Below are 26,136 nucleotides of genomic sequence, written 5' to 3'. Positions count from 1 at the left end.
TGATAGCGTAAGGAATTTAAACGTTTTTTTGTTATAATATGGCGGGTTTGCGTGAAAAAAAATAATAGCGGAGGAAGTTTTAATGCAAGAACTAAAAGTCAGAACTATTGTTTTGGCAGCATTGGGTAGTGCCGTAATTTCTATGAGTTCTATCTACATTGCACTCCGAATTGGTGCATTACCCTGGCCTACGATTTTTGTTGCTATCTCCTCAATGGCCATTTTAAAGGCCTTTAAAAACACGAACTTAAAGGAGATAAATGTTGCACACACGGGAATGTCAGCAGGTGCAATGGTCGCAGGAGGTATTGCTTTCACGATTCCAGGTATCTGGATAATTAGTGAACAGGCAAAAGTAAGTTTCCATTATGTATTTCTTGTATCTCTAATAGGTGCGGTAATCGGAGTCTTTATGGTTGCACTCATTAGAGAATTTTTTATTGAAAAATCGAATCTTCCATATCCTGTGGGAGTCGCAACAGCACAAACGCTTGTTGCAGGCGACGAGGGTGGAAGAAAGTCAAAAATTGTCTTTACCTCGCTTGGAATTTCAGCAATTTTTACCTTCCTCAGAGATGGTTTTTCGAAAATCCCGCAGGCAATTATGATAAAAGGTCTTGCTAATTACGGAATTGGGTTGTTCATGTCTCCAATGGCCTTTGGAATTGGATACATAATCGGAATTATCTACATGGGCATTTGGTTTATAGGAAGCATTATTGGAAATATTGTTATCCCGGTTTTCTTTTCCATGCCCTTAGGTGGAGTAAATGCGGCTATCACATTTAAAAACAATTTAGGAATCGGTCTTATAATTGGCGGTGGTATTGCACTTTTAGTTAAAGACATACTACCGAAAGTTTCCACTATTTTCAAAAATGCATTTAGTAAACTTAACATCTCTTACAAAATCATCTCGTTGGTGCTCCTGATTATTCTCGGTATTGAATTCGTATTTCTAAAACTGGGAATTATTGCAAGTTTGTTAACACTAATTGGGGCAGCAGTCTCAGTGGTAATGGCCGCATATACTGACGGAGCAACAGGTATTGTGCCCATGGAAATTTTTGGGATTATAATTCTTTTATTTGTAAAACTTACAATAGGAGGAGATACACTCTCCTACCTTCCACTTTTCGCCGTGGTTGCTATCGTTGCCGTTGCAAGTGGAGTAGCAGGGGATAATCTACAAGACTTCAAAGCAGGTGCTATAATAGGCACAAATCCAAGAGCACAAATTATTTCAGAACTTGTTGGTGCAATAGTCGGTGCAGTATTTGGCACAATAGGATTGTTTATTTTACACTTAACGTATGGAAAAATGGGACCTGGAACGTTCCTCGTTGCACCTCAGGCATACGCAGTATCTCAAATGATACAAGGACTGTCAAATCCGAGAAGTTTTATATTCGGACTTATAGCAGGCTTCGTTCTCTACTTCTTCAACATCCAAACGATGATTCTTGGAATTGGTGTATACCTTCCATTTATCATTTCTCTCACTGCATTTCTTGGTGGTGTCTTAAGAGTTGTAATCGATAAGTTTTTCCCAAAACAGAGCGAAAACTTTACTCTTATTTCCTCGGGACTTTTGGGAGGAGAAGGCTTTGCAGGAACAATTGTCGCTATAATTAAGTTTATCTGGAGGCTCTAATGGGAAGTATCACTGATGTCAAAGGAATCCTCGTTGGAAATTACGAAGATTTTGAAAACTTAACAGGAGCAACTGCAATAGTCATAGAAAAAGGGGCATCTGCAAGCGTTGACGTGCGGGGCGGTGCCCCTGGCACACGTGAAACAGACCTTTTAAACCCAGAAAATTTGGTTGAATATGTTAATGCTATATATATCGGTGGTGGAAGCGCAATGGGTCTTGAAGGTGCAAGTGGAGTTTCAAGATATCTTGAAGAAAAAAATATCGGTTTTGATACAGGAGTAAAGAAAGTTCCAATTGTAAGTGGAGCAATTATCTTTGATCTTTCGGTTGGCACTCCTATTTACCCAGATATTCAAGCAGGATATATTGCCGCAAAGTCTTCAACCGATAACTTCAACTCAAATGGAAATGTTGGTGCAGGTGTTGGTGCAACTGTGGGGAAAATTAGAGGTATGGATTTTGCGATGAAGGGTGGATTAGGAACTGATAGCATAAAAGTTGGGGATATTGTAGTTGGTGCACTTGTTGTGGTCAATGCGCTTGGAGATATCTACGACTTTGATAATAAAATCATTGCAGGAGCACTGAATGATAGTAAAAATGGATTTATAAATACGGAAGAGTTTATCTTAAAGACTCAGACAAATGAAGTCCCTTTTAAAAACACAACCATAGGCGTTGTAGCAACAAACGTGAAACTTACAAAAGCAAAATTAAAACGCCTTGCAATAATTTCACATGATGCAATTGCAAGAAGGATAAGACCATCACATACAATTTTTGATGGCGATACGGTATTTACACTTTCAACAAACGAATTTGATTTTGATGATTTGCTAACTTTAGGAGTTCTTTTTGAAAATGTTTTAGAAAGAGCAATAATTAACGCAATAAAACATGCAAAGTCTCTAAAGAACATTATCGCTTTTAACGATCTTAAAGTATAATTATATTAATAAAGGAGGTCAAAATGGTTGAAGAGGGAAAAACTGCCCCAGATTTTGAATTGAGGGATTCGGAAGGAAACTTAATTAAGCTAAGCAATTTTAAAGGCAAAATTGTAATACTCTATTTTTATCCAAAGGCTCTCACATCAGGATGCACAAAGGAAGCACAAGATTTTAGGGATCACTATGAGGAGATTAAGAAATTAGGTGCAGAAGTAATTGGTATAAGTGGCGATAAGGTGGAGATAATAAAAAAATTTAAAGAGAAAGAAAGTTTGCCATTTATTCTTCTGGAAGACGAAGGATTTAAGGTTTCAGAAGAATATGGAGTTTATAAACAAAAGAGCATGTACGGAAAGAAGTACATGGGGATTGAACGCTCAACTTTCATAATCGATGAGAATGGCATTGTAAGAAAGGCTATGAGAAAGGTAAAAGTTCCAAACCATGTAAAAGAAGTAATTGAAGAAATTAAAAAAATGAGAGGTGAAAAATGAAGGCGCTAATTATCGTTGATATGCTTAAGGATTTTGTATATGATTGGGGCACATTAAGGATAAATGGAGCAAAAGACATTATTCCTTATATTCACCAATTAAAAACACAATTTAAAAAGGAGAATTTTCCAGTAATATATCTTGCTGATTCTCACGATAAGTATGATAAAGAGTTTGAAATTTGGCCACCACACTGCGTTGAAGGAACAGAAGGAGCAGAAGTGGTCGATGAACTTAAACCAGACGAAAGCGATATTATCATAAAAAAGAAAACATATTCTGGATTTTTTAAAACGGAACTTGAAGAAACACTAAAAAAACTGAATATTGACGAACTTTACATTGTTGGAGTTGCTACAAATATCTGCGTGCACTATACGGCATCTGATGCAGTTTTAAGAGGCTATAGGGTTTTGATTCCTTGGAAAGGCACAAAAGGAATAACAGAAGAAGATGAAATTTATATGAAAAAGCATTTTGAAAATGTGCTAAAGGTAAAAATTATTTAGGAGGAGAAAGTGTTTACCAAAGATGGAATTTTAAAGATTATTATAGAAAGCGGAAGTAAAGGCACTACAAGAAGCGAAATATACAAGAAAAAAACAAAGGAAAAAGAAATAGTCAATACAATTGTTCAATCACTTGTAGATGAGGGGAAAGTAATTGAAAAAGGTAAAAGGCTTTTTGCAAAAGAAAAATTGCAGGAACTCCCCGTTAAAGGATCCACTACAAAAGAGGAATTTGCCAAATTAAAAGATTTCATAGAATTCAAAACAATAGTTGAGAAAAAACTGCAAGAAATCGATGAACTTAGGGGGCTTCTATATCAGTTAAAAAACGAAATAGACCGAGCATATGATTATATAAACGATGTGTTTATTTATCTCAAGGAGCCAAGTCACAAAAAAGTAGGCAATATTGATGTCGAATCGCTAAGAATGATCTACGATAATCTAAACGCAATACATAATTTCGGAGATTCTGTGCCAATTCCAATTTTTAAGGACGAAGTCAAGAAGCAATTTGATATTTCTGATGAAGAAATCGATAAGATACTCTTGGACTTGGACAACAAAGAAATCATTTACCTTCAAACCCTTGATAATCCTAAGGACTTTAGTGATAGCAACAGAGGTATAAAGTTTGAGGGAAGGATTCTTTACTTTATAACATGGATGAAAAGAGAGTATTAATAGAAAAATTTAAGGACTTACACCCCTTTAAAGAAAGTGTAATAAAAGATCCATTTGGTAATGAAATAATTGATGTCGAGACCATTAACAAGACCGCATTTGAAAAAGTTATAGAAGAACTGAGGATAGTCAAAGATTCTAAAAAACCAAGCATTTTGGTTTTACAAGGAGAACCAGGCTCTGGAAAATCTCATCTTCTTGCAAGGATTTATAGACATGCCGAAACTGAGCGTTTTCTCTTCGCCTTATATAATCCTCTCGTCGTTAAAATTGGTGCAACATATTCATCACTTCTAAAAAGCATCTTTGATAGTTTCGAAAGGAAGCATTCGGAACTTAAAGCAAAACCAATAAATCACATAAGAGGAAAGATAATCCGCATAGGCTTACAAAATTACACAGCACAAGAGGATCCAAAAATACAAGTTCTTTTAAGAGAAATCCGAAAACCTAAAAAGAATCTCCTCCCTGCAGTTTTTTACGAAGATTTTAAATCGTTTCCAAAAAGGGTTCAGGATAGACTTAGAAAATTTATTCCAGAAGAAGTATTAAAATACATAAAAGTTGAAAGTAATTTTACGATTGGAAAAAAGTATCTTAAGGCAATAATAGAAGCACTTATTGACGAAGAAAAATACCCTATTCTAAGAGACCTTGTAAATGAAGGAAGTCTAACTGATAAAGATGCACAAATACTAAATCTCACATCTGGATTTGTCGTAAACGAGGATATTGCCTTCGAAATTATACAAGCAATATTCTTAGTTTCTCCATTTCCGATTCTCCTTTCAATCGACCAAATTGAACACTTCGACCAACATCTCGATGAGAAAGGCATAATTAATTTTCTTGAAGACCTATACAGGCTTGTATCAAACACAAAAAACGTGCTTCTACTCTTGAGTGCACAAACAGCAGTCTTTAGAAAATGGAACTCATTTTTGGGAGAGCACCTTAAAGACAGATTTTCAAATGTTGCATCTCTTGAAGGAATGAAAGCAGAAGAAGGACTTGAAATAATAAAGAAGAGAAACACCTACTACTTTTCAAAACTTGGTATCTCAATGGACGATTCTTATTTCCCATTCGATAAAAATGAAATTTTGTCGAAGATAAAAGAGCACAAACTTAAATCACCAAGAAAAGTAATTCAACTTGCAGACGAAATCCTCGAAGGAAAAAAACCTGAAGAGAAGAACCTTAAAAGCGAATTTGAAAATATCCTTAAATCTCTAATTTATAACAAGGATGAATTTGAAGAAGCGCTTGGTGAATTACTTGTAACACTACTTGGCGGAGTAAACTTATATCCAAGTGGGAAAAAACTTGTAATTCAAGTAAACAATATTTCAATTGGCATTAATAATTCCAAAAACTACTATTCAACTGTAAGAAAACTCGTAAGTTCCTTGAAGAAGAAAGGACTTAATAGAGCAATTTTCATAAGAGATGAAAAAATGCCTCTTCGAATGGAAACAAAATCTATGGAATTGATAACTCAAAATGGGATCTTGATAAAATACTACAACTTTGAAGAAGGAAAAAAACTAATGGCAGCTCAAAAAATGCTGAGCCTTACAGAATCAAAGGACTTAGATTTTGATATTAATGAGGTTTCAAACTTCGCAAAAGAATTGTTAATCCAATTTTTAGGAGATTTGCTTGATACTGAAAAATTCCTAACCCGTCCTAAAAGAATAGAATCTTTTAAGGAGAAATCCCTTGAAAAAACTGACAAAATCGTTATGGAGATTGTTTCAAAGATAAAAAGCGATTTTGCTTTAGATAAAATAAATGTTGCAAGATTATCAGGATACGTTGATAAAAAATATTCATACCTAATACCAAAAATCGTTGAAAAACTTAGGATGATGAAAACGATTCAAATAAAAGAGCAACAAAATGGAGAGATTTTTATTACAAAAAAGATTCTATGAATTTTCCGTTTCTCAAGTACTAATGCTTTCGAAGTGCAAAAAGGCGCTTGCACTAAAACTAAAAGGATACAATGTAAATTTCAAGTTTGAAAAACTGTCATACACGGGGACACTTCTGCATAAAGTTCTCAACAATTTCGCTAAGACTGTAAACCAAGGACTTTTTAACGAGTTTGATACAAAGAATATAGAGGTTGAATCGATCATTAAGAACAGACTTTATGAAATTTTCTTAAAAGAAATTGATAAAGATAAAAAATCTGCACTTGATTTGGTATGGAAATACCTTGAAGATTTTTCAGTTCTATTATCCACGTTAGTTGAAGAAAATGATGTTTCTTCAAAAGATACATTCATATTTTCTGAAAAACCATTCAAGTATAAATTAACAGATGACATAGCTATTAAAGGAAGATTCGATGTTCTATTAAGGGTTGGTGATAAAGTTAAAATAATTGATTATAAGACTGGAAAAGATGACTTCGAAAGGGATATATTTCAAATTTCTCTATATCATGAAGCAGTAAGGAATATTCTTGGAATTGAGGCAGAGCCACATGTAATTTACTTCCAGGATGGAAAAATCATGGTAGAAACTTATACTCATGAAGAAATAAAGATTACTATTGAATTTATAAAAGAACTTCTAACTTCGTTTATAAACGAATTTGAAAGTGAAGAAATTCGTCCCCCTACTAAGAACAGAGAAATTTGCAAGTTTTGTAGTATGAGAAACTACTCCTTCTGTAAATTTACTTAGAGATCCCCCTATACAACCCAATAACTTTTCCGATAATTTTTACATCACGATTTATAAAAATCGGTTTATATTTGGGATTTGCAGGTACAAGGTATAAACCATCTTTCATTTTCTCAATTTTCTTAACCGTTGCTTCATCCCCGATAACTGCAACACAGATATCACCAATCGAAGCAGGCATGTCAGGGTCAACAATTACAAGGTCTCCTTCTTCAATATGCGCATCAATCATACTATCGCCTTTCACCTTAAGAACAAACGCATGTGGATGAAGTCTTGGATCAACAGGGAACGGAAGAAATCCTTGAATATCTTCAACAGCAACAGTGGGATCTCCTGCGTGCACTGCTCCTACAAGAGGAAACTTATTCATTACAGGTGCAACAACTTTAATCGAACGAGCTTTTCCTTCGGTTTTAACGTATCCAAGGCGTTCGAGCCTTTTAACATAATCATAGACGGTTGCAATAGAACGTAAACCAAGTTTTTCTTGAAGGTCTCTATAGGTTGGGGTAATCCCTTCTCCATAAAGTCCTATTAAGGCATCAAGTACCCTTTTCTGTTTGTTTGTAAGTTTTTTATCCATATTCCACCTCAATATATTTTACGAACATTTTTTCACTTGTCAAGAGGGAACTTTTTGTAGATTTTTTCAATCTTAAAAAGTTCTATAATTAAAGTATGCGATACATAGTTATTTTGTTAATTTCCGCAATTATCATTTACGGATTTTTTATCGAACCGAACGTAATAAAGATTACAAACATTGAATATACATCTTCAAAAATTGAAGACTCACTTAATAACTTCACAATTGTTCACATTTCAGATCTTCATATAAAAGATTATGGCGTAAAAGAACAGTTCGTTGTAAAATCGCTTATTACAATAAAGCCCAACATGGTTGTTTTTACAGGAGACTTTATCGATGACAAAAAATACTTAGAAACTTTGAATCAATTTCTGAGTGCATTTAGGTTAAGTTATGAAGGTCCAGCATTTGCAGTGCTTGGAAACTGGGATTACGAAAGTTCAGCAAATGCGATTGAAAAACTTTTGAATGACTATAACATAACTTTACTCAAAAATGAAAATACTTATTACACATTTAACAGTTCAAGTTTTTATGTAATAGGTGTTGATGACCCAATTACTGGGCACGATGATCTTGATAGCGCGCTTTTCAGAGTTAACCTTAACAAATTTACACTTGTTTTATCTCATGCACCTGATATAGTCACAAAGTTTTCAAGCAATTTAAAATTTGATTTAGTTTTATGTGGCCATACCCATGGTGGGCAAATTGGCGTTCCGTTTATTTCAAAAAAACTTGCACCTACAACAACTGAATACATAAAAGGACTTTATAATACTCAATTTGGGACAATTTATGTTAATCGCGGCATTGGGACATCCGTGTTTAAATTCAGATTCCTATGCCCTCCTGAACTAACTGTCATCAAGCTTAAAAGTGAAAAATAGACTGGTGCGGGAGGAGGGATTTGAACCCTCACAGGTCGCCCTACTGGAACCTGAATCCAGCGCGTCTGCCGTTCCGCCACTCCCGCATACTACTTTTCAGTAAGTACAGAAGAAATAACCATTGGAGGTTTTACACTCTTTTTTAGTATACCTTTCACACTTCGTTCTATTTCCTTAGATATATTACCAAAATCGCCTTTCTTTGCAACAGTCTTTACTATCTTTTCTACCTCTGTCTTTATCTCACGAATAATCGCACCTTCTTCACCTCTTGGCAAAACAAATCCACGGGTTTCTATGTGAATCGGACGAGCAAATTCTCTATTCTTTTTGAGAAATACAATTATAAGAAGCACGCCTTTGGTTGCAAGTTCCTTCCTTTCACCAATATGAGTAAGATCTTCCTCGCTTTTTACAGGAAATTTCATGTTGCCTTCAACGAGAATTTCTCCGGTTGATATTCGAGGAAGTTTTCTTAATTTATGATCAGAAAGAGCAACGCCTAATCCATTTTCAACAAGGAATATATTTTGAGAGGAAATGCCTTCCTCCTCTCCAATTTTCTTTGCATATACAAGGTGTTTATATTCACCGTGAACAGGCACAAAATATTTCGGTTTTACAAGATCTATCATAAAGCGAATATCTTCCTGTGAGCAATGTCCAGAAACATGTATTCCATCTTCCTTTCTGTAGTAAACAAAAGCACCTAACTTAAATAGTTTATTCACAACTTCTGAAATCAGTCTTTCGTTTCCTGGGATCGGGTCTGCAGAAATGATAACAATGTCCCCTTTTGTTATTTTAATCCCATTGTGCTCGCCATTTGAAATTCTCACAAGCCCCGACATTGGTTCTCCCTGAGTTCCGGTTGTTATTATTGTTACCATCTTTTTTGGTATTGCATTAATATCGGATAATTCAATCTCAACATTATCCTTTATTTTAAGATAGCCGAGTTTCGAAGCGATCTTAACTGACTCAATAATACTTCTTCCATCAAAAGCAACTTTTCGCCCGAGTCTTTCAGAAATATCAATGACCTGTTGGATTCTATGGATATTTGTCGAGAATGTTGCAACAATTACTCTTCCAGGTGCAGCCTCCATTATCTTATATAGGCTTTGTCCAACAATTGATTCGGAACCTGTAAGGCCACTTTCATCAGCGTTGGTTGAATCTGAGAATAGCACATCAATGCCAGATTTTGATAATTCCTCAAGTTTTTCAATATCCATTTGTCTTCCATCTATTGGAGTTGCATCAAACTTATAGTCTCCTGTAAAAAATATCCTTCCCTCATCAGTTTTAACAATAATACCAAAACTCCCCGGAATGCTATGGGTTACAGTTAAGAATGTGAATTCAAAATTTCCCACCTTCACAGTTTGTCTCGGTTTTACAACCTCAAAATTTAAAGTGCTTTTTAATTTCGGCGGGATATTTTCTTTTACAAGTCCAAGCGTCAAATCGGAGCCTAAAATAACAGATGGTTTAACCTCCTCAAGAAGGAATCTCAAGCCACCTATATGGTCAAGATGCCCATGAGTTAACACAACTGCCTTTAACTTATTTTTATTTTTCAAAATATAGTTGTAATCGGGAATTATAAAGTCCACTCCAAATAAATCTGGTGGTGGAAATTTAAAACCGAAATCTATAAGGGCAATATCTCCCTTATATTCAAGCAGTGTTGAATTCTTGCCAATTTCACCAATTCCGCCTAACGGAATAATTTTAAATTCGTTTTTCATCTCTTGACTTCTCCTTAAAAATCAATAAAATATAAAGGCGTTGGGGCGTAGCCAAGCGGTAAGGCAACGGACTTTGGATCCGTCATCCGAAGGTTCGAATCCTTCCGCCCCAGCCATTAAAAAATATCTCTAATATAATTAATTTCAAAATCATTTCCTACTTTAAGTATATCTAAAATTCCAATTTCGTAATCAAAGTTTCTACCTTTTAGATAAAAATTAATCGAACTAACAATGTGGCTCAATTTTCGCTTATCTACGGCTTCAGCACCTCTGCCAAAATTTTCACTGCTCCTTGTTTTCACTTCAATAAAGTGCAATTTCCCATCCTTTACTGCAATAATGTCTATCTCTCCAAAAGGCGTCCTGAAATTTCGCTCAAGAATTTTGAAACCTCTTGAAATAAGGTATTTTGTTGCAAGATCTTCGCCTTCCTTACCCAAAGAGCGAAACACCGTTAATTCCTCTTACGAATTTTTTTCTATGTATTGGACTAAGTCCAAATTTTAAAATTGCCTCAATATGCTCTCTTGTCCCATAACCTTTGTTTCTTTCAAAACCATATTGAGGAAACTCTTTTGAAAAGGCAACCATTATATTGTCTCGATAAGTCTTTGCAATAATTGAAGCACAACTTATCTCATAGACAAGATTATCCCCAGAGATAATGCTCGTCTGCTTGTAAGGTAATTCTGGGATTTTTTTATTTCCATCAACTAATAATAAAATGCCTTTGGAATCAAAAGAACCGACTTTTTTCTCATAGGTTAAAAACAAATTCTCCAATGCTCTTTTCATTGAAAGAAAAGTTGCATTAAGGATATTTAGAGTATCAATTTCTTCACTGGATGCAACGCCAATCCCAAATGCAACTGCAGATTCAATAATTTGAGTAAAGAGATTTTCCCTTCTTTTTGGAGTAAGTTTCTTACTATCCTTCACACCATCTATTTTGCGATAGATTATGATAGCAGCAGATACAACAGGACCTGCCAGTGGTCCACGCCCTACTTCGTCAATTCCTATTCTAAGGATTTTCCCCACTGTACGCAAGGAGAAATTGGAAATGATTTATAGGCCAGTATATAAGAATTGCTCGGCCTATAATACTCGAAATTTTTATGGGACCAAATACCCTTGAATCAAGACTGACAGACCTATTATCACCCATAACGAATACAGAACCATCGGGAACTTTTACAGGCTCCATGTCTGCCATTGGCGAATTGAGATAAGGTTCTTTTAAAGGCTTCCCGTCAATGTATACAGTATCGTTTTTAATATAAATTGTTTCGCCTGGAAGACCTATAACTCTTTTAATGTACTTATCTTTGGGATTATTTGGGGGGATAAAAACAACAACATCCCCCCTGTGGGGCTTAGAAAACCTATATGTTATTTTTTCGACAAGTACAAGGTCGTTAGGTTCAAGGGTTGCAACCATTGAGGTCATCTGCACCCTAAATGGTTGAATAACGTATGCCCTTAGCACAAAAGATATTAAGAACGCAACTATTATTAAAATAATCCAACTTTTCAGTTCTTTTTGAAAATCACTCATTTAGTTCTCAATATTTTCCTCTTGGGTAGTTTCGCTTTGTGCTTTTGCAGCGCTTTCAACCTTTTCTTTTACATTTTGTGCCTTACCAAGTCTTTCCCTTAGGTAATATAGTTTTGCTCTTCTTACATCACCTTTTCTTTTAATTTCAATCTTCTTAATTAATGGGGAATGTAGAGGGAAAACTCTTTCTACACCAACTCCATATGAAACCTTCCTTACAGTGAAAGTTTCGTTAATGCCGCCGCCTTTTTTTGCAATGACTACTCCTTCAAAGACCTGAACTCTTTCTTTTCCGCCTTCTTTCACAATCGCATGCACTCTAATGGTATCACCAACATTAAAGTTAGGTCTTTCTTTTAAATATTCCTTCTCTACCTCTTTCAAAATGTCCTTCATATAAATCAACCCCTTTCACATTTTCAAATATACCAAAATATTATACAGATTTCAAATACTTTTGCAACAAATTTTTGAAAATTTTGCTATAATATCCATAAACTGTTTGGAGGTAATATGGAAAAGAAAACCGGCTTATGGGTCAATGTGAGCCTCTTTTTACTTTTTCTTGTGTGGGCAAATTCATACACATTTATTAAAATTGCAGAAAGACAACTTGAACCTGTTTCGCTTGTCTTAGCAAGATTTTTTATAATATTTCCTTTTTTGTTTTTGTTTAAGGATTTTTATACAGGTCTTAAGAAAATACAATCCATTGCAGACTTTTTAAAGATATTGTTTGTAGGACTTCTCATCGTTCCTTCATATCACATATTTTTAAACACAGCTGAAACAATGATTAATGCATCTGTTGCAGCACTTGTTGCAGGCTTTAGCCCAGTAATTACAGGTATACTTTCGTCAATTATTCTCAAAGAAAAACTTGAAAAGAAAAGGATAGTAGGATTAATAATTTCTCTCGTAGGAGTTATTACTCTTACATATGGTATCTCACATAAATTTGAAGTGAAAAATTCACTTGGGGTTTTACTAAGTTTATCATCTGTAACCTCCTGGGCGCTTGCAACAGTTACTTCAAAATCCCTTTACAAGAAGTTTAAGCCAATTGAGGTAAATACACTTGGATTATTTTTTGGAACTCTTGCTCTTATTCCTTTTGCAAAAGCAATGTTCGTTCAACAAATATTTACTATGAATACGCAAACTTTAATTGCAGTTCTTTATCTGGGTGTTTTATGTATTCTCATAGGCTATGCTGTTTGGTTTAAGGCACTTGAATATAAAGAGGCTTCGACAACCGCAACATTTATATATTTGAATCCTATAATTGGGAGTTTAAGCGGTGTTATCTTCCTAAAAGAGCCAATGAATTTTGTAATGATATTGGGAGGAGTAACGATAATACTGGGACTTTTCTTTGTTAATCCGTTGAAGATGGAAAAGAAATAGATTTAAAACTCGTAATTATTCTATCAAGAATAATTGAAGTGGCACTTCTTACCGAAAGGTGATTGAAATCGGTAATACCAATAATTGGTGGCAAGAAGCCATCAAAATTTTTCTCGAATTCTTCTGGTATTCCCCACCCTGTGCCAAAACATATAAGTATAGGTCTGTTATTTTTTAACTCCTTTGCAACAAACTCATACGTTACTATATTATTTCTTTCCTTTGCAGATGTCCCAATAATAAAAGGACGAACGCCTTCTTTCTCTTCGATTTCCTTAATTACATCAAAGAGGGAATCCTTTACATCAATAACTGAAATTGCTTCTAATCTATTGGGATTGTATTCGTACCCAACAGTTTGCCAAAAATGAACAATACGGGAGACAACTTTCTTCTGCTCTTCCATTGGTTGCACTATATAAAAAGTTTTCACTCCGTATGTCCGTGCTGCTCTTGACATGTCGTGCAAGTCATGAATAACTATACTTGTTGCAACAATTTCTCTGTTCTTGTTATAGGCAGGATAGTGAAGAAGTGCCATGTATAATTTAATCATGTTAGTCTCCTTATAATTTCTTCGATTTCTTTCTGTATCTCCTTAAGCAATTTTATTTCTTCATCTGTAAAATTGTGTTTTAAAAGCAAATCAGGCCTTTTAAGTAAAGTTCTTCTAAGAGACTCTTTCTTCCTAAATTTTTCTATTTCCCTATGATTACCACTCCTCAGAACATCTGGGACAGTTTCTCCTCTAAAATCATAGGGGCGTGTATATTGTGGATATTCAAGAAGATTATTCTCAAAAGTTTCTTCAGATAAAGACTCTTTGTTATGTAATAGGCCTTCCACAAGTCTCAAAGCAGCATCCAGAATTACAAGTGATGCAATTTCACCACCACTAAGCACATAATCACCAATCGAAATTTCAATATCAATGTAATCCATAACACGTTCATCTACGCCCTCATAGTGGGTAGGGATAAAGAGCAATTTTTCCTTTTGAGAAATTTCCTTAGCAAGGTTCTCATCAAGTTTTATACCTTGAGGTGATGTAAGAATTTTGAACTGTTTGCCATAAGTTCCTTCAATAGATTCTATACCTTTTACGATTGGCTCAACAAGCATAACCATACCTGCACCACCACCATAAGGCGTATCATCAGTAGTCTTGTGTTTATCTTTTGTGAAATCTCTTAGGTTGTGAACATAATACGATAAAATTGAACGATCTATTGCAACTTTAAAAAGGCCAAATGCCTTTGCACATTCAAAAAAATCAGGAAAGATGGTAAGAAAATGGACTTCCATAAACTAAAAGAGGCACCTTTAGGTGCCTTCTTTAATTTCTATAACAACGCCGTCTTTTATAAGGACCTCAACACCTGCAATTTTTTTAAATAAGTTATCACCAACATCAACATCAACTAAGCCTTCAATAACTGTATAAGGATATATGCTATCAGGAGTAAGAGACTCTACTTCCTTTATCTTTTCCCTCAAATCAGATGCAATTGCCTCTTGAAGCATTCTTTCTTCTTCAATTCTTGCTTTGAGACTTTCTACATATGTTGGATTTTGAATTCCTGCACTTTCAATAACAAGGCGCGCAAGAGAAGATTTTAACTCACGCGCCTTTCCTTCGGCTGCCTCCAACTGTCTTGAAAGCTCTCTCTTAAAATCTTCCTTAAACTTTTCGGTTACTATTACTTTAACTATTACATTTTGCTTAAGGTGAAGCACACTCATCGAGCACTCCTACGGTGTTATGCTCCTCTTGGCTTGGAGTTAATCTGAATACTTGCAGCTTTTCCAATCTTTGAGGATGCTGCTTTTACGATTGTTCTAAGTGCGTTTGCAGTTTTTCCCTGCTTTCCGATTACTTTTCCGATATCGGAATCTGCAACTTTAATTTCGTAAATAACTGCAGTTTCACCTGCAACTTCTGTAACTTTAACTTCCTCTGGCTTGTCAACCAAAGCCTTAACAATAGTTTCAATAAGTTCTTTCATCACTTACCTCCTTTGAGTTTTAGGTACTCGTCCCAAATTTTTGCACGTTTTAGAAGATTAACAACACTTTCAGTGGGCTGTGCGCCTTTTTTCAGCCAATCAAGAACCTTTTCCTTGTTGAAAACAAGTTCTTCAGGTTCAACAACAGGATTCCAGTGTCCAACAATTTCAATTACCTTACTATCAGTTGCAAAACGAGAGTCGGAAACAATAACCCTATAAAATGCTCGATGAGGTGCTCCAACTCTTGCAAGCTTAATTTTTGTAGCCAACTTTCGCCTCCTAAGTCAGTTTCATCTGTAGCAAACTTATTATAACAAAAATCAACTTTGTTTGCAAGTTAAAAACTTAAAATCTTAAAAGAAATACTTCCTTCCTTTTTAAGTAAATTTGTAAAGTCATCAAACATATCTTCGTCAACTTTTGCAATTACCAAACCTATTTCATTAAACTCTCTTTTTATAATTTCGGCTTGAACTTTGTTTAAAACATAGTTAACATAATTAAACGACTTATACGGAAATGTTATCTCAAAGGTTTTCATTGTCTTTTCCTCAACAATTTTCGCACTGCTAATCGCAAATTCTGCAGTCTTTCCATACGCCTCAATAAGTCCAGGAATTCCTAATTTAATCCCTCCAAAATACCTGGTAACAACGACACAAACATTATACACATCAAAGTGTCTTATCGCATTAAAAATTGGAAGCCCCGCCGAGCCACTCGGCTCTCCATCATCAGAGTAATGGCTTTCCCCCGAGACGAGTCTATAAGCATAAGGATTATGATTTGCATCCTTATACTGCGCTTTTATACCCCTTAATAAACTTTCAACTTCGGACATACTTGAAACCCTTTTAACAGTTGCTATAAAAGTTGATCTCTTTATTACATTTTTCACAACGACACCGTCGACTGTTTTGTATTTCATACTACAAGGCTCTTCAATTTTGAAAGAAGTTTCTCTTTTTCGAGTTCCGAAAGTTTTGCTTTTTTTATAGCCGTTTCAAACACCTCAATAGTTTTATCATAAATATCTCTCATAACAGGATAAGGATATCCATCTTTTCCGCCATGCGCAAATGAAAATGTTGCAGGATCTTTAAATGAAAGAGAAGAACCAAAAATTAAATGTGAGGAAAGTGCAAGTGCACGTAAACTCTTCTCACCAACACCTTTTACAAGAAGTAGTTCCTCAAAATCCTTGGGATTTAACTCCGAAACGGCACTAAAAATTTTGGAAAGACGCTCTTTATCAAAATCGCTTTCGTAAATTGGATGATGTGAGGGAAATTTGATGTTCCTTATTTCTTTTGAAAAGTTTTTATCGCTTGCAAGCTGAACCATTCTCTTTTGTGTTTCAACAATGCTACTATCGACAAGATTCAACGGAGTTTCAAATTTTGCGGTAATTATTCCTTTATGTGGATCATTAACTAAACTTTTGAGGCCAAAAGAGTTCCAGTGGTATCTTCTTGCATAGTGCTTGCTTTCTTTCATTCCTTGTTGAATAATTGTCCAATTTCCAAATTTATCGAAAACTAAAAAGTGATGGTAAAGTTTATAGCCATCTTGAATACACGAAGAATCAACTTTTGCAACAAGACGAGAGGTTCTTTTCAATGAATTAGCAAGCTCCAGATCTATCAAACCTTGTTCAAGTATTCTATTAATATGATTCGGTGTATCTATTGCTCTTGCACCTTTTCCACCTGCAAAAAATAGTCCTAAATTTTTACTTTCATCTGACAAGCCAGAGATAATTGCACCTGTGGTAGTGGTTGTAAGTCCCGAACTATGCCAATCAAACCCAAGAAGACAGCCAAAGGATTGAAACCATATAGGATCAGAAAGACGCTTAAGATATTCTTCTATCCCAAAAAAATCAACAATAGCAATAGATAGGTACTTTGCTAACTTCTCCATTCTTTTAAAAAGCCACGGAGGTGCATTCCCGCCATGCAAAGGTAATTCAACATATCCTTGTCTCATACTTCTAAATTATACACCCTTTGTAAAAAAACTCCATTTTACATATAATAAAAATATGAAGAGAATAGCGATTATTGATGACGAAAAGGACATCGTTGATCTTGCCTCTTTTTATGTAGAGAGAGAGGGCTTTAAGGTCGACAAGTATTACACAGGCGATAGTTTCCTCAATGCAATTGGTTCGAAAAAGTATGATTGCATTGTGCTTGACCTAATGCTACCCAATGTAGATGGCCTTACAATTCTTAAAACCCTTAAGTCACGTGAGGACACCAAGGACATTCCTGTTATTATTCTTACGGCAAAAAATTCTGAAGGAGATATGGTACTTGGTCTTGAAATGGGCGCAAATGATTACATCCCAAAGCCATTCTCACCAAGAGTGCTTGCTGCAAAAGTAAAGGCATTTGTGAGAGAAGGAAAGAAGGCATCACTTCAAGCTGGTGATCTTACCCTTGATTTTGCAAATTATCTTGTCTATTGCAAAGACAAACCTGTAAAACTTACGCCAACAGAATTTAGAATTTTAAAAGTACTTGTCGAAGGAAAGGGTAAAGTCTTCACAAGAGAAGAACTACTTAATGAAGCATTCTTGCACACTGTATCTCCCACGGAGCGAGCTGTTGACGTGCATATTAAGAGTATCAGAGACAAACTGCATGATTGCGGTAAGTACATTGCAACAATAAGGGGGGTTGGCTACAAATTCCAATTAGAAGAATAAATTCGTATATCGCAAGCGCAACAGGGCTTATATTACTTTCACTTTTTATACTTCCTTTTAAAAATCTTTTAGGTTTGTCCGTACTTTTAACCTCAATACTGATATTGCTTGTATATCTATTGAAAGAATCTGTCGAAATAAAAAATTTAGAAGACCTTTTAAAAAATGTTATAGATAAAAACGAAGTAAAAAAAACCAATGAAAATTTATATATTTTCGATCAAATTACAAGTTATACAATCAAGTTAGGTGAAGATTATTTAAACAAACTGAAAGAATTAAATGACCTCAAAACCATCTGTAATGGCATATCATCAAAAATTGACGAAGCAATTCTTATAATCGACAATAAAGGCGAGATTGTCTTCAAAAATGAAGGATCTCAGAGCTTCATTAAACTTAAAGACAAAAAACTCTACTACGAAGCAATAAGAAATAGCGAACTCATAACACTTATTAGCGATGCGTTAAAAAACGGAGAAGAAAATGTCGCTCAAATATACATAAATGAAACACCTTATGAAGTAGATATTTTTCCAATTGTGCTTAAGGAAAAGAAACACTTTCTTGCAATATTCAAGAAATTAAGCGACCTAAAAAGTGAAACTTTGCTTAAAACACAATTTCTTGAGGCAGTTTCTCATGAGATGAAAACACCTCTATCATCCATCCTTGGAACGGTTGAAATTCTCGAGAGTGAAAGTTTCATAAAGAAAAAAGGACAAAAGTTCCTAGAAATTCTTAAAGAAAACTCAGAAAGGCTAAAGAAACTAACAGAAAGAATCCTGAAACTAAGCGAAATCGAATCAGGAAGAAACACCCTTAACGAGGTTGTAGATTTTTCAAAACTCTCAAGCGAAGTTGTAGAAAAATTCGCAAACTTATTTAAAGAAAAGGGTATTGAACTTTCTTATACTATACAACAAAATTCTATAATAAGAGGAAATTATTTCCTTTTGGAAGATGTACTTATTAACCTCCTTGAAAATGCCTTGAAATATACAGAGCAAGGCAAGGTTAGCCTAAATGTGCTTAACGACGAAAAATTTGTGTATATTACTGTTGAAGATACAGGAAAGGGTATCAAAGAAGAAAATGTTGAAAAAATCTTTGAGCCATTCTATCGAGAAGACTCATCTAGAAATGAAATTGTAAAAGGGACAGGGCTTGGATTAACAATTACTAAAAGAATAGTAGATATGCATTCTGGAGAAATAAAGGTTGAAAGTAAACTGGGCATCGGAACAAAATTCACACTAAAATTCCCAAAAGCAAGTTAAAGCAATTTAACCTGAATTTAACCAAATTTTAACAAAAAATACTTTTACTTTTGGCGTTTTCCTTCTACCATAAAAGTGGAGGTGAAGGCATGGATAAGAAAGGCAAGTTCTTAGCGTATCTTGTAATCATGGGTATCGTTTTAGCAATTGCAGTAAGTCTTACAGGTTGCAAGCAGACATCACAAACTCAAGAAGTAAAAATCACAATGAATGGTTCAACAACCGTGTTTCCAATCGCCCAAAAGGCAGCAGAAATTTACATGGACAAACATCCAAATGTAAAAATCTCTGTTGAGGGAACAGGTTCAGGCAATGGTATTGCTGCACTCATTGACGGAACAACAGACATTGCAAACTCTTCAAGAGAAATAAAAACCGAAGAAATTGAGAAAGCAAAGGCAAAAGGAGTAAGTCCATACGAGATTCCAATAGCACTTGATGCTCTTTCGATTGTTGTAAACCCCGCAAATCCAATAACAAATCTTACAAGGGATCAGGTCATTGACATCTTTACTGGGAAAATTACAAACTGGAAAGATTTAGGATGGAAAGACGCTCCAATTGTTGTCGTCTCCAGAGATACTTCATCAGGCACATACGGAGCTTTCATGGAGCTTGCTCTTCCAAAAGATGCAAAAATTACAGACAAGGCGATCTATCAATCCTCTAATCAAACAGTTAAAAACACCGTTGCAACAACGGAAGGAGCAATAGGATATATAGGACTTGGATATGTTGATTCTTCCGTAAAGCCGGTTGCATATGAAGGTGTTATGCCTTCAAAAGAAAATGCAATAAATAAAACTTATAAATTATCAAGGCACCTATATATGTATACAAACGGACAACCACAAGGAGAAGTAAAAAATTTCATTGATTTCGTTCTTTCCCCGGAAGGGCAGGATATTGTAGAAAGTGTAGGATTTATTAGAATAAAGTAGAATGAAGAAAAATTTTGTAGAGTACTTATTACCGGTTTTTGGTTATATAGCAATCATCATCTTTGCAGGAATAATAACAATTATCGCTTTAGAAGGTTTACCACTACTTTCAAAGTTTTCCTTCTTTTCCCTTATATCAGGAACCGAGTGGAGGCCCACATCCTTGCCTCCACTCTTCGGTTTCCTCCCATCAATTGTATCAACATTTTTCGTTGCAATATTTTCGATGCTGATTGCAATTCCACTGTCTTTAGGTACTGCAATTTATCTTTCGAAAATCGCAACTCCCAAAATTAGAAACGTTTTAAAACCAACAATTGAACTTCTTGCAAATATTCCATCTGTAATTTATGGGGCATTTGCTCTACTATTTTTGGGACCACTCATTAAAAGACTGTTTAATCTCCCAGTAGGTCTCAATGGGCTTAATGCAAGCATTATTCTTGCAATCATGTCAATTCCAACAATAACAACCCTTTCCGATGATGCAATTTCTATGGTGCCAAAAGAAGAAGAACTCGCTTCATATGCACTTGGCGCATCAAACCTTGAAACAATCTTTGGGATTACAATTCCATCTGCATCAGCAGGTATTTTTGCTTCAATTACTGCTGGGTTTGGAAGGGCAGTTGGAGAAACAATGGCAGTCTTACTTGCATCAGGAAACTCAATTAGAATCCCTCATTCAATCTTGGAACCAATGAGACCAATAACTGCGACAATTGCGCTTGAAATGGCCGAAGCACCAGTTGGGGGAGACCACTATAGAGCATTGTTTATGCTTGCTTTAATTTTACTTATCCTTGTCTTGTCGTTTAACCTTTTAAGTAGGCATTTGAAGGCAATATACAGGCGAAAACTTTATGGATAAAACAAGAAAAGAAATTCTACTTTTTACAATTTTTAGAGTAACCGCACTTATAACGCTTGTCACCGTATTTACACTTATTTTTTATATCCTTTCCAAAGGTATGAAAGTAATTTCAATTGATTTCATTATTGATGTTCCAAGAAATAGTTTTACTGAAGGTGGGATTTACCCTGCAATCATTGGAAGTTTATACCTTGTGGGACTTGCAACAATTTTTGCAGTTCCTATTGGTGTTTTGGGAGGAATTTACCTTTCTGAGTATACAAAGGAAAACATTATAACAAACTCAATACGTCTTGCCATTGACACGCTTTCGGGTATTCCATCAATAATCTTTGGTTTGTTTGGACTTGCAGTTTTCTCAAAGATGCTTGGATTTAAGATATCACTAATCGCAGGAAGTTTAACACTATCGCTTCTTATGCTTCCAACGATAATTTCAGCAACTATTGAAAGTTTAAAACTTGTTCCTAAAGATTTCAGAGATGCTTCTTTTGCACTTGGTGCAACGAAATGGCAAACAACGACTGAAATTGTTTTAAAAACGGCAATGCCAAACATTATAACTGGAGTTTTGCTAAGTGTAGGAAGAGCAATTGGAGAGACCGCACCAATTCTTTTTACTGGAGCAACATTCTATACGAGAGGTCTTCCAAAAAGTATTCTTGAACCGGTAATGGCACTTCCATACACAATTTATGGATTACTAACTGAGGGTACTTTCCCACAAAAACAGGTTCCCATTGCGTTTGGCGCAGCATTAGTTTTGATAATTGTTGTTTTTATAATTACTTTGCCTGGTATAATAATTAGAAATAGATATAGGAGCAATAAAAAATGGTAAAAATTTCGGTAAAAAATCTTTCGGCATACACAAAAAGACAGCAAATACTAAGGAAAATCAATCTTGATATATATGAAAAATCTGTAACAGCAATTATAGGACCATCTGGTTGCGGGAAATCAACTTTCTTGAGAAGTCTAAATAGGATGAACGACTTCTTTGAAGATATAACATTAGAAGGAGAGGTTCTACTGGACAATAAAAATATTTACGATAAAGATGTAAACGTTTTTGAACTAAGAAAAAAGGTTGGAATGGTCTTTCAGAAACCGAATCCATTTCCTAAATCAATTTTTGAAAATGTTGCATATGGTTTAAAAATTCATGGGATTAAAGACAAAAAACTTATAGAGGAAAAGGTTATTTGGGCACTCAAGGAAGCAAATTTATATGAAGAGGTAAAAGATAAACTAAACGATTCTGCATTTAGCCTTTCTGGGGGGCAGCAGCAGAGACTTTGCATCGCAAGAGCAATTGCCGTAGAACCAGAAGTCCTTTTGATGGATGAACCAGCATCGGCTTTAGACCCAATCTCAACACTCCAACTTGAGCGACTTATTGAAAAACTAAAAAGAGACTTTACGATAGTAATTGTAACACACAACATCCAGCAAGCAGGAAGAGTTTCTGATTACACAGCATTTTTCTATATGGGTGAACTTGTGGAATATGATAAGACTGAAAGGCTATTTACAACTCCAAAGAAAAAACTCACTGAAGATTATCTTGAAGGTAAATTTGGATGAGGTGAACGATGTTAGAAGATAGACTAAAAGAATTAACTGAAAAGATTTTGAAAATGTCTTCAATTGCTGAAGAAATGGTGAAATTATCCGTAAGAGCCATAGTAGAAAAGAGAATGGATTGGGCAGAAAAAGTAATTAATGAACTTGAACCTCAAGTAAATGAACTTGAAATTGAGATTGATGACTTTGCAATTGAAACGCTTGCTCTTTACGCGCCACAAGCAAAAAACTTAAGAAAGGTTGCTATGATTATAAAAATGGTTAAAGACCTCGAACGTGTTGGTGATCTTTCTGTAAATATTGCGGAATTCGGAAGAGAACTCATTCCACAACCAGATGTAAAACCATACATAGACCTTCCAAGAATGACAGAGACTGCATTACAAATGCTTGACGATGCAATTACTGCTTTTGTTAACGAAGATAGTAAATTAGGAAGAGAAATCTGTATAAGAGATGATATTGTAGATCAACTAAATGACCAAATTATAAGAGAGCTAATTACATACATGCTAAGTGACCCAAGGACAATCAACAGAGCAATCCTAATCATACGGGTTTCTGAAAATGTGGAGAGAATTGCAGATCAGGCAACCAATATTGGTGAATATGTAGTTTATATTGGGGAAGGAAAAGTAATCAAGCATCACCACTTTGAAAAAGAGGAAAACAACTAAAAACCTAACTTTTTTCTTGCATATTCAAGTAGTAATCTCGAAAACCCATTAAAATACCGAAGAGAATATAGTAAAACCTGATTATATTCTGCTTCAATTGTAGGATCAAGCATTTTGATTTTATCCTCTGTTAACTTAAATTTCTCTTTTTTACTGTTAATGTCATTTCCAAATAATTTCGTTTCAAGTGGCCATAAAACTTTTACCCTTTCTCTGTTTAAGGATGCCGCAAATTTTCCTAAGTCTGTAAGTGATTTAACCTTATCCTCATTTATTGGCAGAAATCTTTCTTGAAGAGTTTTTACAAAATCAGGGTTTCCTATCTTCACCATATAGCCCTGGTAATCTTCAAGAGCATAATGGTGATTTGAACACATTATCGTAAGGCCTTTTATTCCACTAAAAATATTTCCTAAAATAATCGATGTAGGACCAGGAGTGCCGTGATATGGTTGAGTTATATCTTCCATATAATGGAGTGCTCTTGCAAGAAACCTAAAAGTCCAGTATAGATCACCCTTAGATTTTGCAATTTCAGCCATGTGAAACCAAAATTCAATTTGCGTTGGTGCAGTCCCTACAGTTATAAATCCCATCTTGTAGTACATGTGTCTATATCCTTGAGGTCCACCTGTAAGAACTTGTAAATTTGATAGTTTCATATTTTCGTCAAGTCCCCAATCAGGTTCATCTGCATAGGTTGTAAGTATCGTTACAGCGTCAGTTTTATCACCAACTTTGCCTTCAAGATACTTAACTTGAAACTCAGGATTTATAGGCTCTGTCTCGTAATTCTTATATGTGTAAGGTGTGATGATAATGCTATTATAATTCTTGAGCCAATCAATATTAGAAACAACATACGAGAGCGTTAAACCATGTGAATTCCATCCGAAAACGGAAACAAATGGCAAAAATGTAAAAAACAAAACAAGAATAATTAATCTTTTTAAATTTTTCATTTCTCCTCCTTTTTACAAGCCTAAAAACCTCCTATGACACTATCCTGGCCTTCTTTTATATATGCGAAAAACATTCCCTTCGTATTAAACGCGTATCCAATGTTACCATTTTTATCAAGTGCTATAAGACCTGCACGACCATTAATCCTGGAAAGATCATCTATACAATTCTTAACCGCTTCGTTAATTGTGTATTTAGGGTAGTATAGGGAAATTCTAAAACTTAAAACGAGTTTCATTATGTCTTCACCAATACCAGTTGAAACTGCACCAAACTCGTCATTTGCGTAGAATCCAGACCCAACAATTGGAGAATCCCCGACGCGTCCAACATGCTTTTTGGGTGTTCCACCTGTTGAAACCGCAGATACGATTTTTTTCCCGTCCAGCACAACTGCACCAACCGTATCGCCATATGTTCCTTCAAATATTTTTATAATTCGTTCAGAATAGAAATAATAAGGTGGGACAAATTCTACACCGTGTTCTTTACCAAATTTTTCTGCACCATTTCCAATGAGGATATTGTGGCTCGACTTTTCCATTACAAGGTAAGCAAGTTCAATCGGATTTTTTACGTTTCTAACACCCGCAACTGCACCAATTGATAATTTTGATCCATCCATAATGCCCGCATCCATTTCTACGAAACCCTCTTCATTTAGATACGAACCTCTACCTGCATCAAAAAGGGGATGATCTTCAAGCATCTTTACAGCTCTTACTGCAACTTCAACTGCATCAAGCCCTTCTTTTAATAACGTAAAACCTTCCTCTGCAACCTTCTTTACAAATTGGACTCTTTCGGGAATTTCGTGAGTTATTTTTGCATCGCCTGCACCACCATGTACAATTATTGCTTTCATTTTACCTCCTCTCAATATTCATGCCTTTTTATTATATCTAAAACTTAACTCATTTTGAAAACATTACTTTTTCAGTTATAATTTCATACAAATTAGAGTTGGAGGTTAATGTGGCAAAGGCATTGGTGCTATTTTCAGGTGGTTTAGACTCACAACTTGCATGCCTTATCCTTATGAAAGAGGGAATCGAAGTTGTGCCCGTCTTTTTTGAAACTTATTTTTTTAAGGCAGAAAAGGCAAAAAGATTTGCAGAAGAAATTGGACTCACGTTGAGAATTGAAAACATATCAGAAGAACACCTTAAAATTGTGCAAAACCCACCTCATGGATATGGCAAAAATATGAATCCATGTATAGACTGTCATATGCTTATGATAAAAAGGGCAAAGGAAATAATGGAAAAAGAAGGATTTGATTTTATTGCAACAGGAGAAGTACTCGATGAAAGGCCTTTTTCACAGAGAGATAAAGTTTTCGAAGAAATGGAAAAAACACTTGGGCTTGAAGGAAAAATCGTGCGACCATTATCGCAAAAACTCCTAAAAATTTCGGAAGCTGAACGCAAAGGACTCATTAAACGAGAACATATGCTTGATATTAAAGGACAATCAAGAGTGAGACAGATACAGTTAGCAAAGGATTTTGGACTTAAGGAATATGAAACCCCTGCATCAGGTTGTATTTTGACAGACCCAGAATTTGCAAAAAGACTAAAAGAACTTAAGAAAATAAACCCATGTTTTGATGGAAACGACACACAAATCTTAAGAAATGGGAGAGTTTTTTTCGAAGATAAAATTGTTTTCATTGTAGGAAGAAACGAGTTTGAAAATAAACGCCTTGAAGACCTTAGAAAATCCAATGATGTTTTGCTTGTGCCCGACTTTCCAGGTCCAAGTGTGCTTATAAGAAGTTTTAGCGATGAAATTAATGATAACATAATTTATAAGGGAAAAGAATTATTGATAAAGTACTCAAAGAAGGTAAGCGATAATCCGTTAGATTCTATTAAAGAAGTTAAGGGGGCTTAAA

At 35.1% G+C, this 26,136-nt stretch carries 32 protein-coding genes and 2 tRNA genes; 18 read left to right on the top strand and 16 right to left on the bottom strand.

Annotated features, from left to right (window positions below; translation table 11 throughout):
- The first annotated feature begins 82 nt into the window (after positions 1-82).
- The 7 genes from CSE_RS02920 to CSE_RS02890 are packed head-to-tail and all read left to right on the top strand — an operon-like array spanning position 83 to position 6,991.
- Positions 83-1,654, top strand: coding sequence for an OPT/YSL family transporter (locus CSE_RS02920; protein ID WP_014453153.1), 1,572 nt, complete (start codon positions 83-85; stop codon positions 1,652-1,654).
- The gene (locus tag CSE_RS02915; RefSeq protein ID WP_014453152.1) at positions 1,654-2,604 is read left to right on the top strand and encodes a P1 family peptidase; all 951 of its coding nucleotides are present in this window, start codon (positions 1,654-1,656) and stop codon (positions 2,602-2,604) included. Before CSE_RS02920 ends, CSE_RS02915 begins: the two co-directional genes overlap by 1 nt.
- 23 nt (positions 2,605-2,627) lie before the next feature.
- Positions 2,628-3,101 carry a thioredoxin-dependent thiol peroxidase gene (gene bcp / locus CSE_RS02910; RefSeq protein WP_014453151.1) on the top strand — a complete coding sequence of 158 codons (474 nt, stop codon included), beginning with the start codon at positions 2,628-2,630 and terminating at the stop codon, positions 3,099-3,101.
- Positions 3,098-3,610, top strand: coding sequence for a cysteine hydrolase family protein (locus CSE_RS02905; RefSeq protein WP_014453150.1), 513 nt, complete (start codon positions 3,098-3,100; stop codon positions 3,608-3,610). The genes bcp and CSE_RS02905 overlap by 4 nt, the downstream gene beginning before the upstream one ends.
- A 9-nt stretch (positions 3,611-3,619) precedes the next feature.
- Entirely contained in the window at positions 3,620-4,294 is a 675-nt protein-coding gene (locus CSE_RS02900; protein WP_014453149.1) for a hypothetical protein, read from the top strand.
- A complete protein-coding gene (locus CSE_RS02895; protein ID WP_014453148.1) occupies positions 4,273-6,231 on the top strand; it encodes an NB-ARC domain-containing protein in 1,959 nt (652 codons plus the stop codon). The genes CSE_RS02900 and CSE_RS02895 overlap by 22 nt, the downstream gene beginning before the upstream one ends.
- Positions 6,197-6,991: a RecB family exonuclease gene (locus CSE_RS02890; RefSeq protein ID WP_041726040.1), complete on the top strand. Its 795-nt coding sequence runs from the start codon at positions 6,197-6,199 to the stop codon at positions 6,989-6,991. Before CSE_RS02895 ends, CSE_RS02890 begins: the two co-directional genes overlap by 35 nt.
- Here CSE_RS02890 and lexA read toward each other — a convergent pair.
- Complete coding sequence (gene lexA, locus CSE_RS02885) at positions 6,984-7,577, bottom strand: transcriptional repressor LexA (protein WP_014453146.1); 594 nt, start codon at positions 7,575-7,577, stop codon at positions 6,984-6,986. The two genes, CSE_RS02890 and lexA, sit on opposite strands and share 8 nt — an antisense overlap.
- A gap of 95 nt (positions 7,578-7,672) precedes the next feature.
- On the opposite strand from lexA, the gene CSE_RS02880 reads away from it, so the two are divergent.
- On the top strand, positions 7,673-8,473 hold the full coding sequence (locus tag CSE_RS02880; protein WP_014453145.1) for a metallophosphoesterase: 801 nt from the start codon (positions 7,673-7,675) through the stop codon (positions 8,471-8,473).
- Between the two features lie 2 nt (positions 8,474-8,475).
- On the opposite strand, the gene CSE_RS02875 is transcribed toward CSE_RS02880, so the two are convergent.
- Together CSE_RS02875 and CSE_RS02870 are read right to left on the bottom strand one after the other, a co-directional pair.
- Positions 8,476-8,559, bottom strand: a tRNA-Leu gene (locus CSE_RS02875).
- 3 nt (positions 8,560-8,562) lie between these two features.
- Positions 8,563-10,227 carry a ribonuclease J gene (locus CSE_RS02870; RefSeq protein ID WP_014453144.1) on the bottom strand — a complete coding sequence of 555 codons (1,665 nt, stop codon included), beginning with the start codon at positions 10,225-10,227 and terminating at the stop codon, positions 8,563-8,565.
- A 41-nt stretch (positions 10,228-10,268) separates the two neighbouring features.
- Between CSE_RS02870 and CSE_RS02865 the strand changes: the two genes are divergently transcribed.
- Positions 10,269-10,343, top strand: a tRNA-Gln gene (locus CSE_RS02865).
- On the opposite strand, the gene CSE_RS02860 is transcribed toward CSE_RS02865, so the two are convergent.
- The 4 genes from CSE_RS02860 to rplS are packed head-to-tail and all read right to left on the bottom strand — an operon-like array spanning position 10,344 to position 12,184.
- Positions 10,344-10,670: a YraN family protein gene (locus tag CSE_RS02860; protein ID WP_172633858.1), complete on the bottom strand. Its 327-nt coding sequence runs from the start codon at positions 10,668-10,670 to the stop codon at positions 10,344-10,346.
- Positions 10,663-11,271 (bottom strand): ribonuclease HII, encoded by a 609-nt coding sequence (locus tag CSE_RS02855; protein ID WP_014453142.1) that lies wholly within the window; start codon positions 11,269-11,271, stop codon positions 10,663-10,665. Before CSE_RS02855 ends, CSE_RS02860 begins: the two co-directional genes overlap by 8 nt.
- Entirely contained in the window at positions 11,255-11,788 is a 534-nt protein-coding gene (lepB, locus tag CSE_RS02850; protein WP_014453141.1) for a signal peptidase I, read from the bottom strand. The genes CSE_RS02855 and lepB overlap by 17 nt, the downstream gene beginning before the upstream one ends.
- Positions 11,789-12,184, bottom strand: coding sequence for a 50S ribosomal protein L19 (rplS, locus tag CSE_RS02845; protein ID WP_014453140.1), 396 nt, complete (start codon positions 12,182-12,184; stop codon positions 11,789-11,791).
- Between the two features lie 117 nt (positions 12,185-12,301).
- On the opposite strand from rplS, the gene CSE_RS02840 reads away from it, so the two are divergent.
- Positions 12,302-13,195 (top strand): DMT family transporter, encoded by an 894-nt coding sequence (locus tag CSE_RS02840; protein ID WP_014453139.1) that lies wholly within the window; start codon positions 12,302-12,304, stop codon positions 13,193-13,195.
- Here CSE_RS02840 and CSE_RS02835 read toward each other — a convergent pair.
- From CSE_RS02835 to CSE_RS02805, 7 genes are all read right to left on the bottom strand, one after another.
- A complete protein-coding gene (locus CSE_RS02835; protein ID WP_014453138.1) occupies positions 13,167-13,751 on the bottom strand; it encodes an RNA methyltransferase in 585 nt (194 codons plus the stop codon). The two genes, CSE_RS02840 and CSE_RS02835, sit on opposite strands and share 29 nt — an antisense overlap.
- Positions 13,748-14,500, bottom strand: a complete 753-nt coding sequence (gene trmD, locus CSE_RS02830) for a tRNA (guanosine(37)-N1)-methyltransferase TrmD (protein WP_014453137.1) — start codon at positions 14,498-14,500, stop codon at positions 13,748-13,750. The genes CSE_RS02835 and trmD overlap by 4 nt, the downstream gene beginning before the upstream one ends.
- Before the next feature lie 18 nt (positions 14,501-14,518).
- Positions 14,519-14,938, bottom strand: coding sequence for a YlqD family protein (locus tag CSE_RS02825; RefSeq protein WP_014453136.1), 420 nt, complete (start codon positions 14,936-14,938; stop codon positions 14,519-14,521).
- A gap of 17 nt (positions 14,939-14,955) precedes the next feature.
- A complete protein-coding gene (locus CSE_RS02820) occupies positions 14,956-15,201 on the bottom strand; it encodes a KH domain-containing protein (protein WP_041726039.1) in 246 nt (81 codons plus the stop codon).
- Positions 15,201-15,473 (bottom strand): 30S ribosomal protein S16, encoded by a 273-nt coding sequence (gene rpsP, locus CSE_RS02815; protein WP_014453134.1) that lies wholly within the window; start codon positions 15,471-15,473, stop codon positions 15,201-15,203. The genes CSE_RS02820 and rpsP overlap by 1 nt, the downstream gene beginning before the upstream one ends.
- A gap of 68 nt (positions 15,474-15,541) precedes the next feature.
- The gene (locus tag CSE_RS02810) at positions 15,542-16,132 is read right to left on the bottom strand and encodes an IMPACT family protein (RefSeq protein WP_014453133.1); all 591 of its coding nucleotides are present in this window, start codon (positions 16,130-16,132) and stop codon (positions 15,542-15,544) included.
- A complete protein-coding gene (locus tag CSE_RS02805) occupies positions 16,129-17,193 on the bottom strand; it encodes a DUF763 domain-containing protein (protein ID WP_014453132.1) in 1,065 nt (354 codons plus the stop codon). Before CSE_RS02805 ends, CSE_RS02810 begins: the two co-directional genes overlap by 4 nt.
- Positions 17,194-17,248: 55 nt before the next feature.
- Between CSE_RS02805 and CSE_RS02800 the strand changes: the two genes are divergently transcribed.
- From CSE_RS02800 to phoU, 7 genes are all read left to right on the top strand, one after another.
- The gene (locus CSE_RS02800) at positions 17,249-17,917 is read left to right on the top strand and encodes a response regulator transcription factor (protein WP_014453131.1); all 669 of its coding nucleotides are present in this window, start codon (positions 17,249-17,251) and stop codon (positions 17,915-17,917) included.
- 119 nt (positions 17,918-18,036) lie between these two features.
- Entirely contained in the window at positions 18,037-19,197 is a 1,161-nt protein-coding gene (locus CSE_RS02795) for a sensor histidine kinase (RefSeq protein ID WP_156785888.1), read from the top strand.
- An 89-nt stretch (positions 19,198-19,286) separates the two neighbouring features.
- Positions 19,287-20,138 carry a PstS family phosphate ABC transporter substrate-binding protein gene (locus CSE_RS02790; protein WP_014453129.1) on the top strand — a complete coding sequence of 284 codons (852 nt, stop codon included), beginning with the start codon at positions 19,287-19,289 and terminating at the stop codon, positions 20,136-20,138.
- Position 20,139: 1 nt separating this feature from the next.
- Positions 20,140-21,009, top strand: coding sequence for a phosphate ABC transporter permease subunit PstC (gene pstC / locus CSE_RS02785; protein WP_014453128.1), 870 nt, complete (start codon positions 20,140-20,142; stop codon positions 21,007-21,009).
- Positions 21,002-21,853 (top strand): phosphate ABC transporter permease PstA, encoded by an 852-nt coding sequence (gene pstA, locus CSE_RS02780; protein ID WP_014453127.1) that lies wholly within the window; start codon positions 21,002-21,004, stop codon positions 21,851-21,853. Before pstC ends, pstA begins: the two co-directional genes overlap by 8 nt.
- Positions 21,847-22,599: a phosphate ABC transporter ATP-binding protein PstB gene (pstB, locus tag CSE_RS02775; RefSeq protein WP_014453126.1), complete on the top strand. Its 753-nt coding sequence runs from the start codon at positions 21,847-21,849 to the stop codon at positions 22,597-22,599. The genes pstA and pstB overlap by 7 nt, the downstream gene beginning before the upstream one ends.
- A gap of 8 nt (positions 22,600-22,607) precedes the next feature.
- Positions 22,608-23,276 (top strand): phosphate signaling complex protein PhoU, encoded by a 669-nt coding sequence (gene phoU, locus CSE_RS02770; protein ID WP_014453125.1) that lies wholly within the window; start codon positions 22,608-22,610, stop codon positions 23,274-23,276.
- On the opposite strand, the gene CSE_RS07870 is transcribed toward phoU, so the two are convergent.
- Together CSE_RS07870 and CSE_RS02760 are read right to left on the bottom strand one after the other, a co-directional pair.
- Positions 23,273-24,238, bottom strand: coding sequence for a phospholipase C/P1 nuclease family protein (locus CSE_RS07870; protein ID WP_014453124.1), 966 nt, complete (start codon positions 24,236-24,238; stop codon positions 23,273-23,275). The two genes, phoU and CSE_RS07870, sit on opposite strands and share 4 nt — an antisense overlap.
- Positions 24,239-24,258: 20 nt before the next feature.
- On the bottom strand, positions 24,259-25,104 hold the full coding sequence (locus tag CSE_RS02760; RefSeq protein ID WP_014453123.1) for an isoaspartyl peptidase/L-asparaginase family protein: 846 nt from the start codon (positions 25,102-25,104) through the stop codon (positions 24,259-24,261).
- Positions 25,105-25,214: 110 nt separating this feature from the next.
- Between CSE_RS02760 and CSE_RS02755 the strand changes: the two genes are divergently transcribed.
- Positions 25,215-26,135, top strand: coding sequence for a 7-cyano-7-deazaguanine synthase (locus CSE_RS02755; RefSeq protein ID WP_014453122.1), 921 nt, complete (start codon positions 25,215-25,217; stop codon positions 26,133-26,135).
- Position 26,136: the final 1 nt, after the last annotated feature.

The organism is Caldisericum exile AZM16c01 (genome assembly GCF_000284335.1).
GTDB lineage: Bacteria > Caldisericota > Caldisericia > Caldisericales > Caldisericaceae > Caldisericum > Caldisericum exile.
The sequence above is the reverse complement of the archived record's forward strand: the minus strand, read 5'-3'. Positions and strand labels throughout refer to the sequence as shown.

Excerpts from the sequence above, each read along its gene's own strand:
- CSE_RS02920 (WP_014453153.1), top strand. The coding sequence starts at position 83 with ATGCAAGAACTAAAAGTCAGAACTATTGTTTTGGCAGCATTGGGTAGT.
- CSE_RS02915 (WP_014453152.1), top strand. The coding sequence starts at position 1,654 with ATGGGAAGTATCACTGATGTCAAAGGAATCCTCGTTGGAAATTACGAA.
- bcp (WP_014453151.1), top strand. The coding sequence starts at position 2,628 with ATGGTTGAAGAGGGAAAAACTGCCCCAGATTTTGAATTGAGGGATTCG.
- CSE_RS02905 (WP_014453150.1), top strand. The coding sequence starts at position 3,098 with ATGAAGGCGCTAATTATCGTTGATATGCTTAAGGATTTTGTATATGAT.
- CSE_RS02895 (WP_014453148.1), top strand. The coding sequence starts at position 4,273 with ATGGATGAAAAGAGAGTATTAATAGAAAAATTTAAGGACTTACACCCC.
- CSE_RS02890 (WP_041726040.1), top strand. The coding sequence starts at position 6,197 with ATGGAGAGATTTTTATTACAAAAAAGATTCTATGAATTTTCCGTTTCT.
- lexA (WP_014453146.1), bottom strand. The coding sequence starts at position 7,577 with ATGGATAAAAAACTTACAAACAAACAGAAAAGGGTACTTGATGCCTTA.
- CSE_RS02880 (WP_014453145.1), top strand. The coding sequence starts at position 7,673 with ATGCGATACATAGTTATTTTGTTAATTTCCGCAATTATCATTTACGGA.
- CSE_RS02870 (WP_014453144.1), bottom strand. The coding sequence starts at position 10,227 with ATGAAAAACGAATTTAAAATTATTCCGTTAGGCGGAATTGGTGAAATT.
- lepB (WP_014453141.1), bottom strand. The coding sequence starts at position 11,788 with ATGAGTGATTTTCAAAAAGAACTGAAAAGTTGGATTATTTTAATAATA.
- rplS (WP_014453140.1), bottom strand. The coding sequence starts at position 12,184 with ATGAAGGACATTTTGAAAGAGGTAGAGAAGGAATATTTAAAAGAAAGA.
- CSE_RS02840 (WP_014453139.1), top strand. The coding sequence starts at position 12,302 with ATGGAAAAGAAAACCGGCTTATGGGTCAATGTGAGCCTCTTTTTACTT.
- CSE_RS02835 (WP_014453138.1), bottom strand. The coding sequence starts at position 13,751 with ATGATTAAATTATACATGGCACTTCTTCACTATCCTGCCTATAACAAG.
- trmD (WP_014453137.1), bottom strand. The coding sequence starts at position 14,500 with ATGGAAGTCCATTTTCTTACCATCTTTCCTGATTTTTTTGAATGTGCA.
- CSE_RS02825 (WP_014453136.1), bottom strand. The coding sequence starts at position 14,938 with ATGAGTGTGCTTCACCTTAAGCAAAATGTAATAGTTAAAGTAATAGTA.
- CSE_RS02820 (WP_041726039.1), bottom strand. The coding sequence starts at position 15,201 with ATGAAAGAACTTATTGAAACTATTGTTAAGGCTTTGGTTGACAAGCCA.
- CSE_RS02810 (WP_014453133.1), bottom strand. The coding sequence starts at position 16,132 with ATGAAATACAAAACAGTCGACGGTGTCGTTGTGAAAAATGTAATAAAG.
- CSE_RS02805 (WP_014453132.1), bottom strand. The coding sequence starts at position 17,193 with ATGAGACAAGGATATGTTGAATTACCTTTGCATGGCGGGAATGCACCT.
- CSE_RS02800 (WP_014453131.1), top strand. The coding sequence starts at position 17,249 with ATGAAGAGAATAGCGATTATTGATGACGAAAAGGACATCGTTGATCTT.
- CSE_RS02790 (WP_014453129.1), top strand. The coding sequence starts at position 19,287 with ATGGATAAGAAAGGCAAGTTCTTAGCGTATCTTGTAATCATGGGTATC.
- pstC (WP_014453128.1), top strand. The coding sequence starts at position 20,140 with ATGAAGAAAAATTTTGTAGAGTACTTATTACCGGTTTTTGGTTATATA.
- pstA (WP_014453127.1), top strand. The coding sequence starts at position 21,002 with ATGGATAAAACAAGAAAAGAAATTCTACTTTTTACAATTTTTAGAGTA.
- pstB (WP_014453126.1), top strand. The coding sequence starts at position 21,847 with ATGGTAAAAATTTCGGTAAAAAATCTTTCGGCATACACAAAAAGACAG.
- phoU (WP_014453125.1), top strand. The coding sequence starts at position 22,608 with ATGTTAGAAGATAGACTAAAAGAATTAACTGAAAAGATTTTGAAAATG.
- CSE_RS07870 (WP_014453124.1), bottom strand. The coding sequence starts at position 24,238 with ATGAAAAATTTAAAAAGATTAATTATTCTTGTTTTGTTTTTTACATTT.
- CSE_RS02760 (WP_014453123.1), bottom strand. The coding sequence starts at position 25,104 with ATGAAAGCAATAATTGTACATGGTGGTGCAGGCGATGCAAAAATAACT.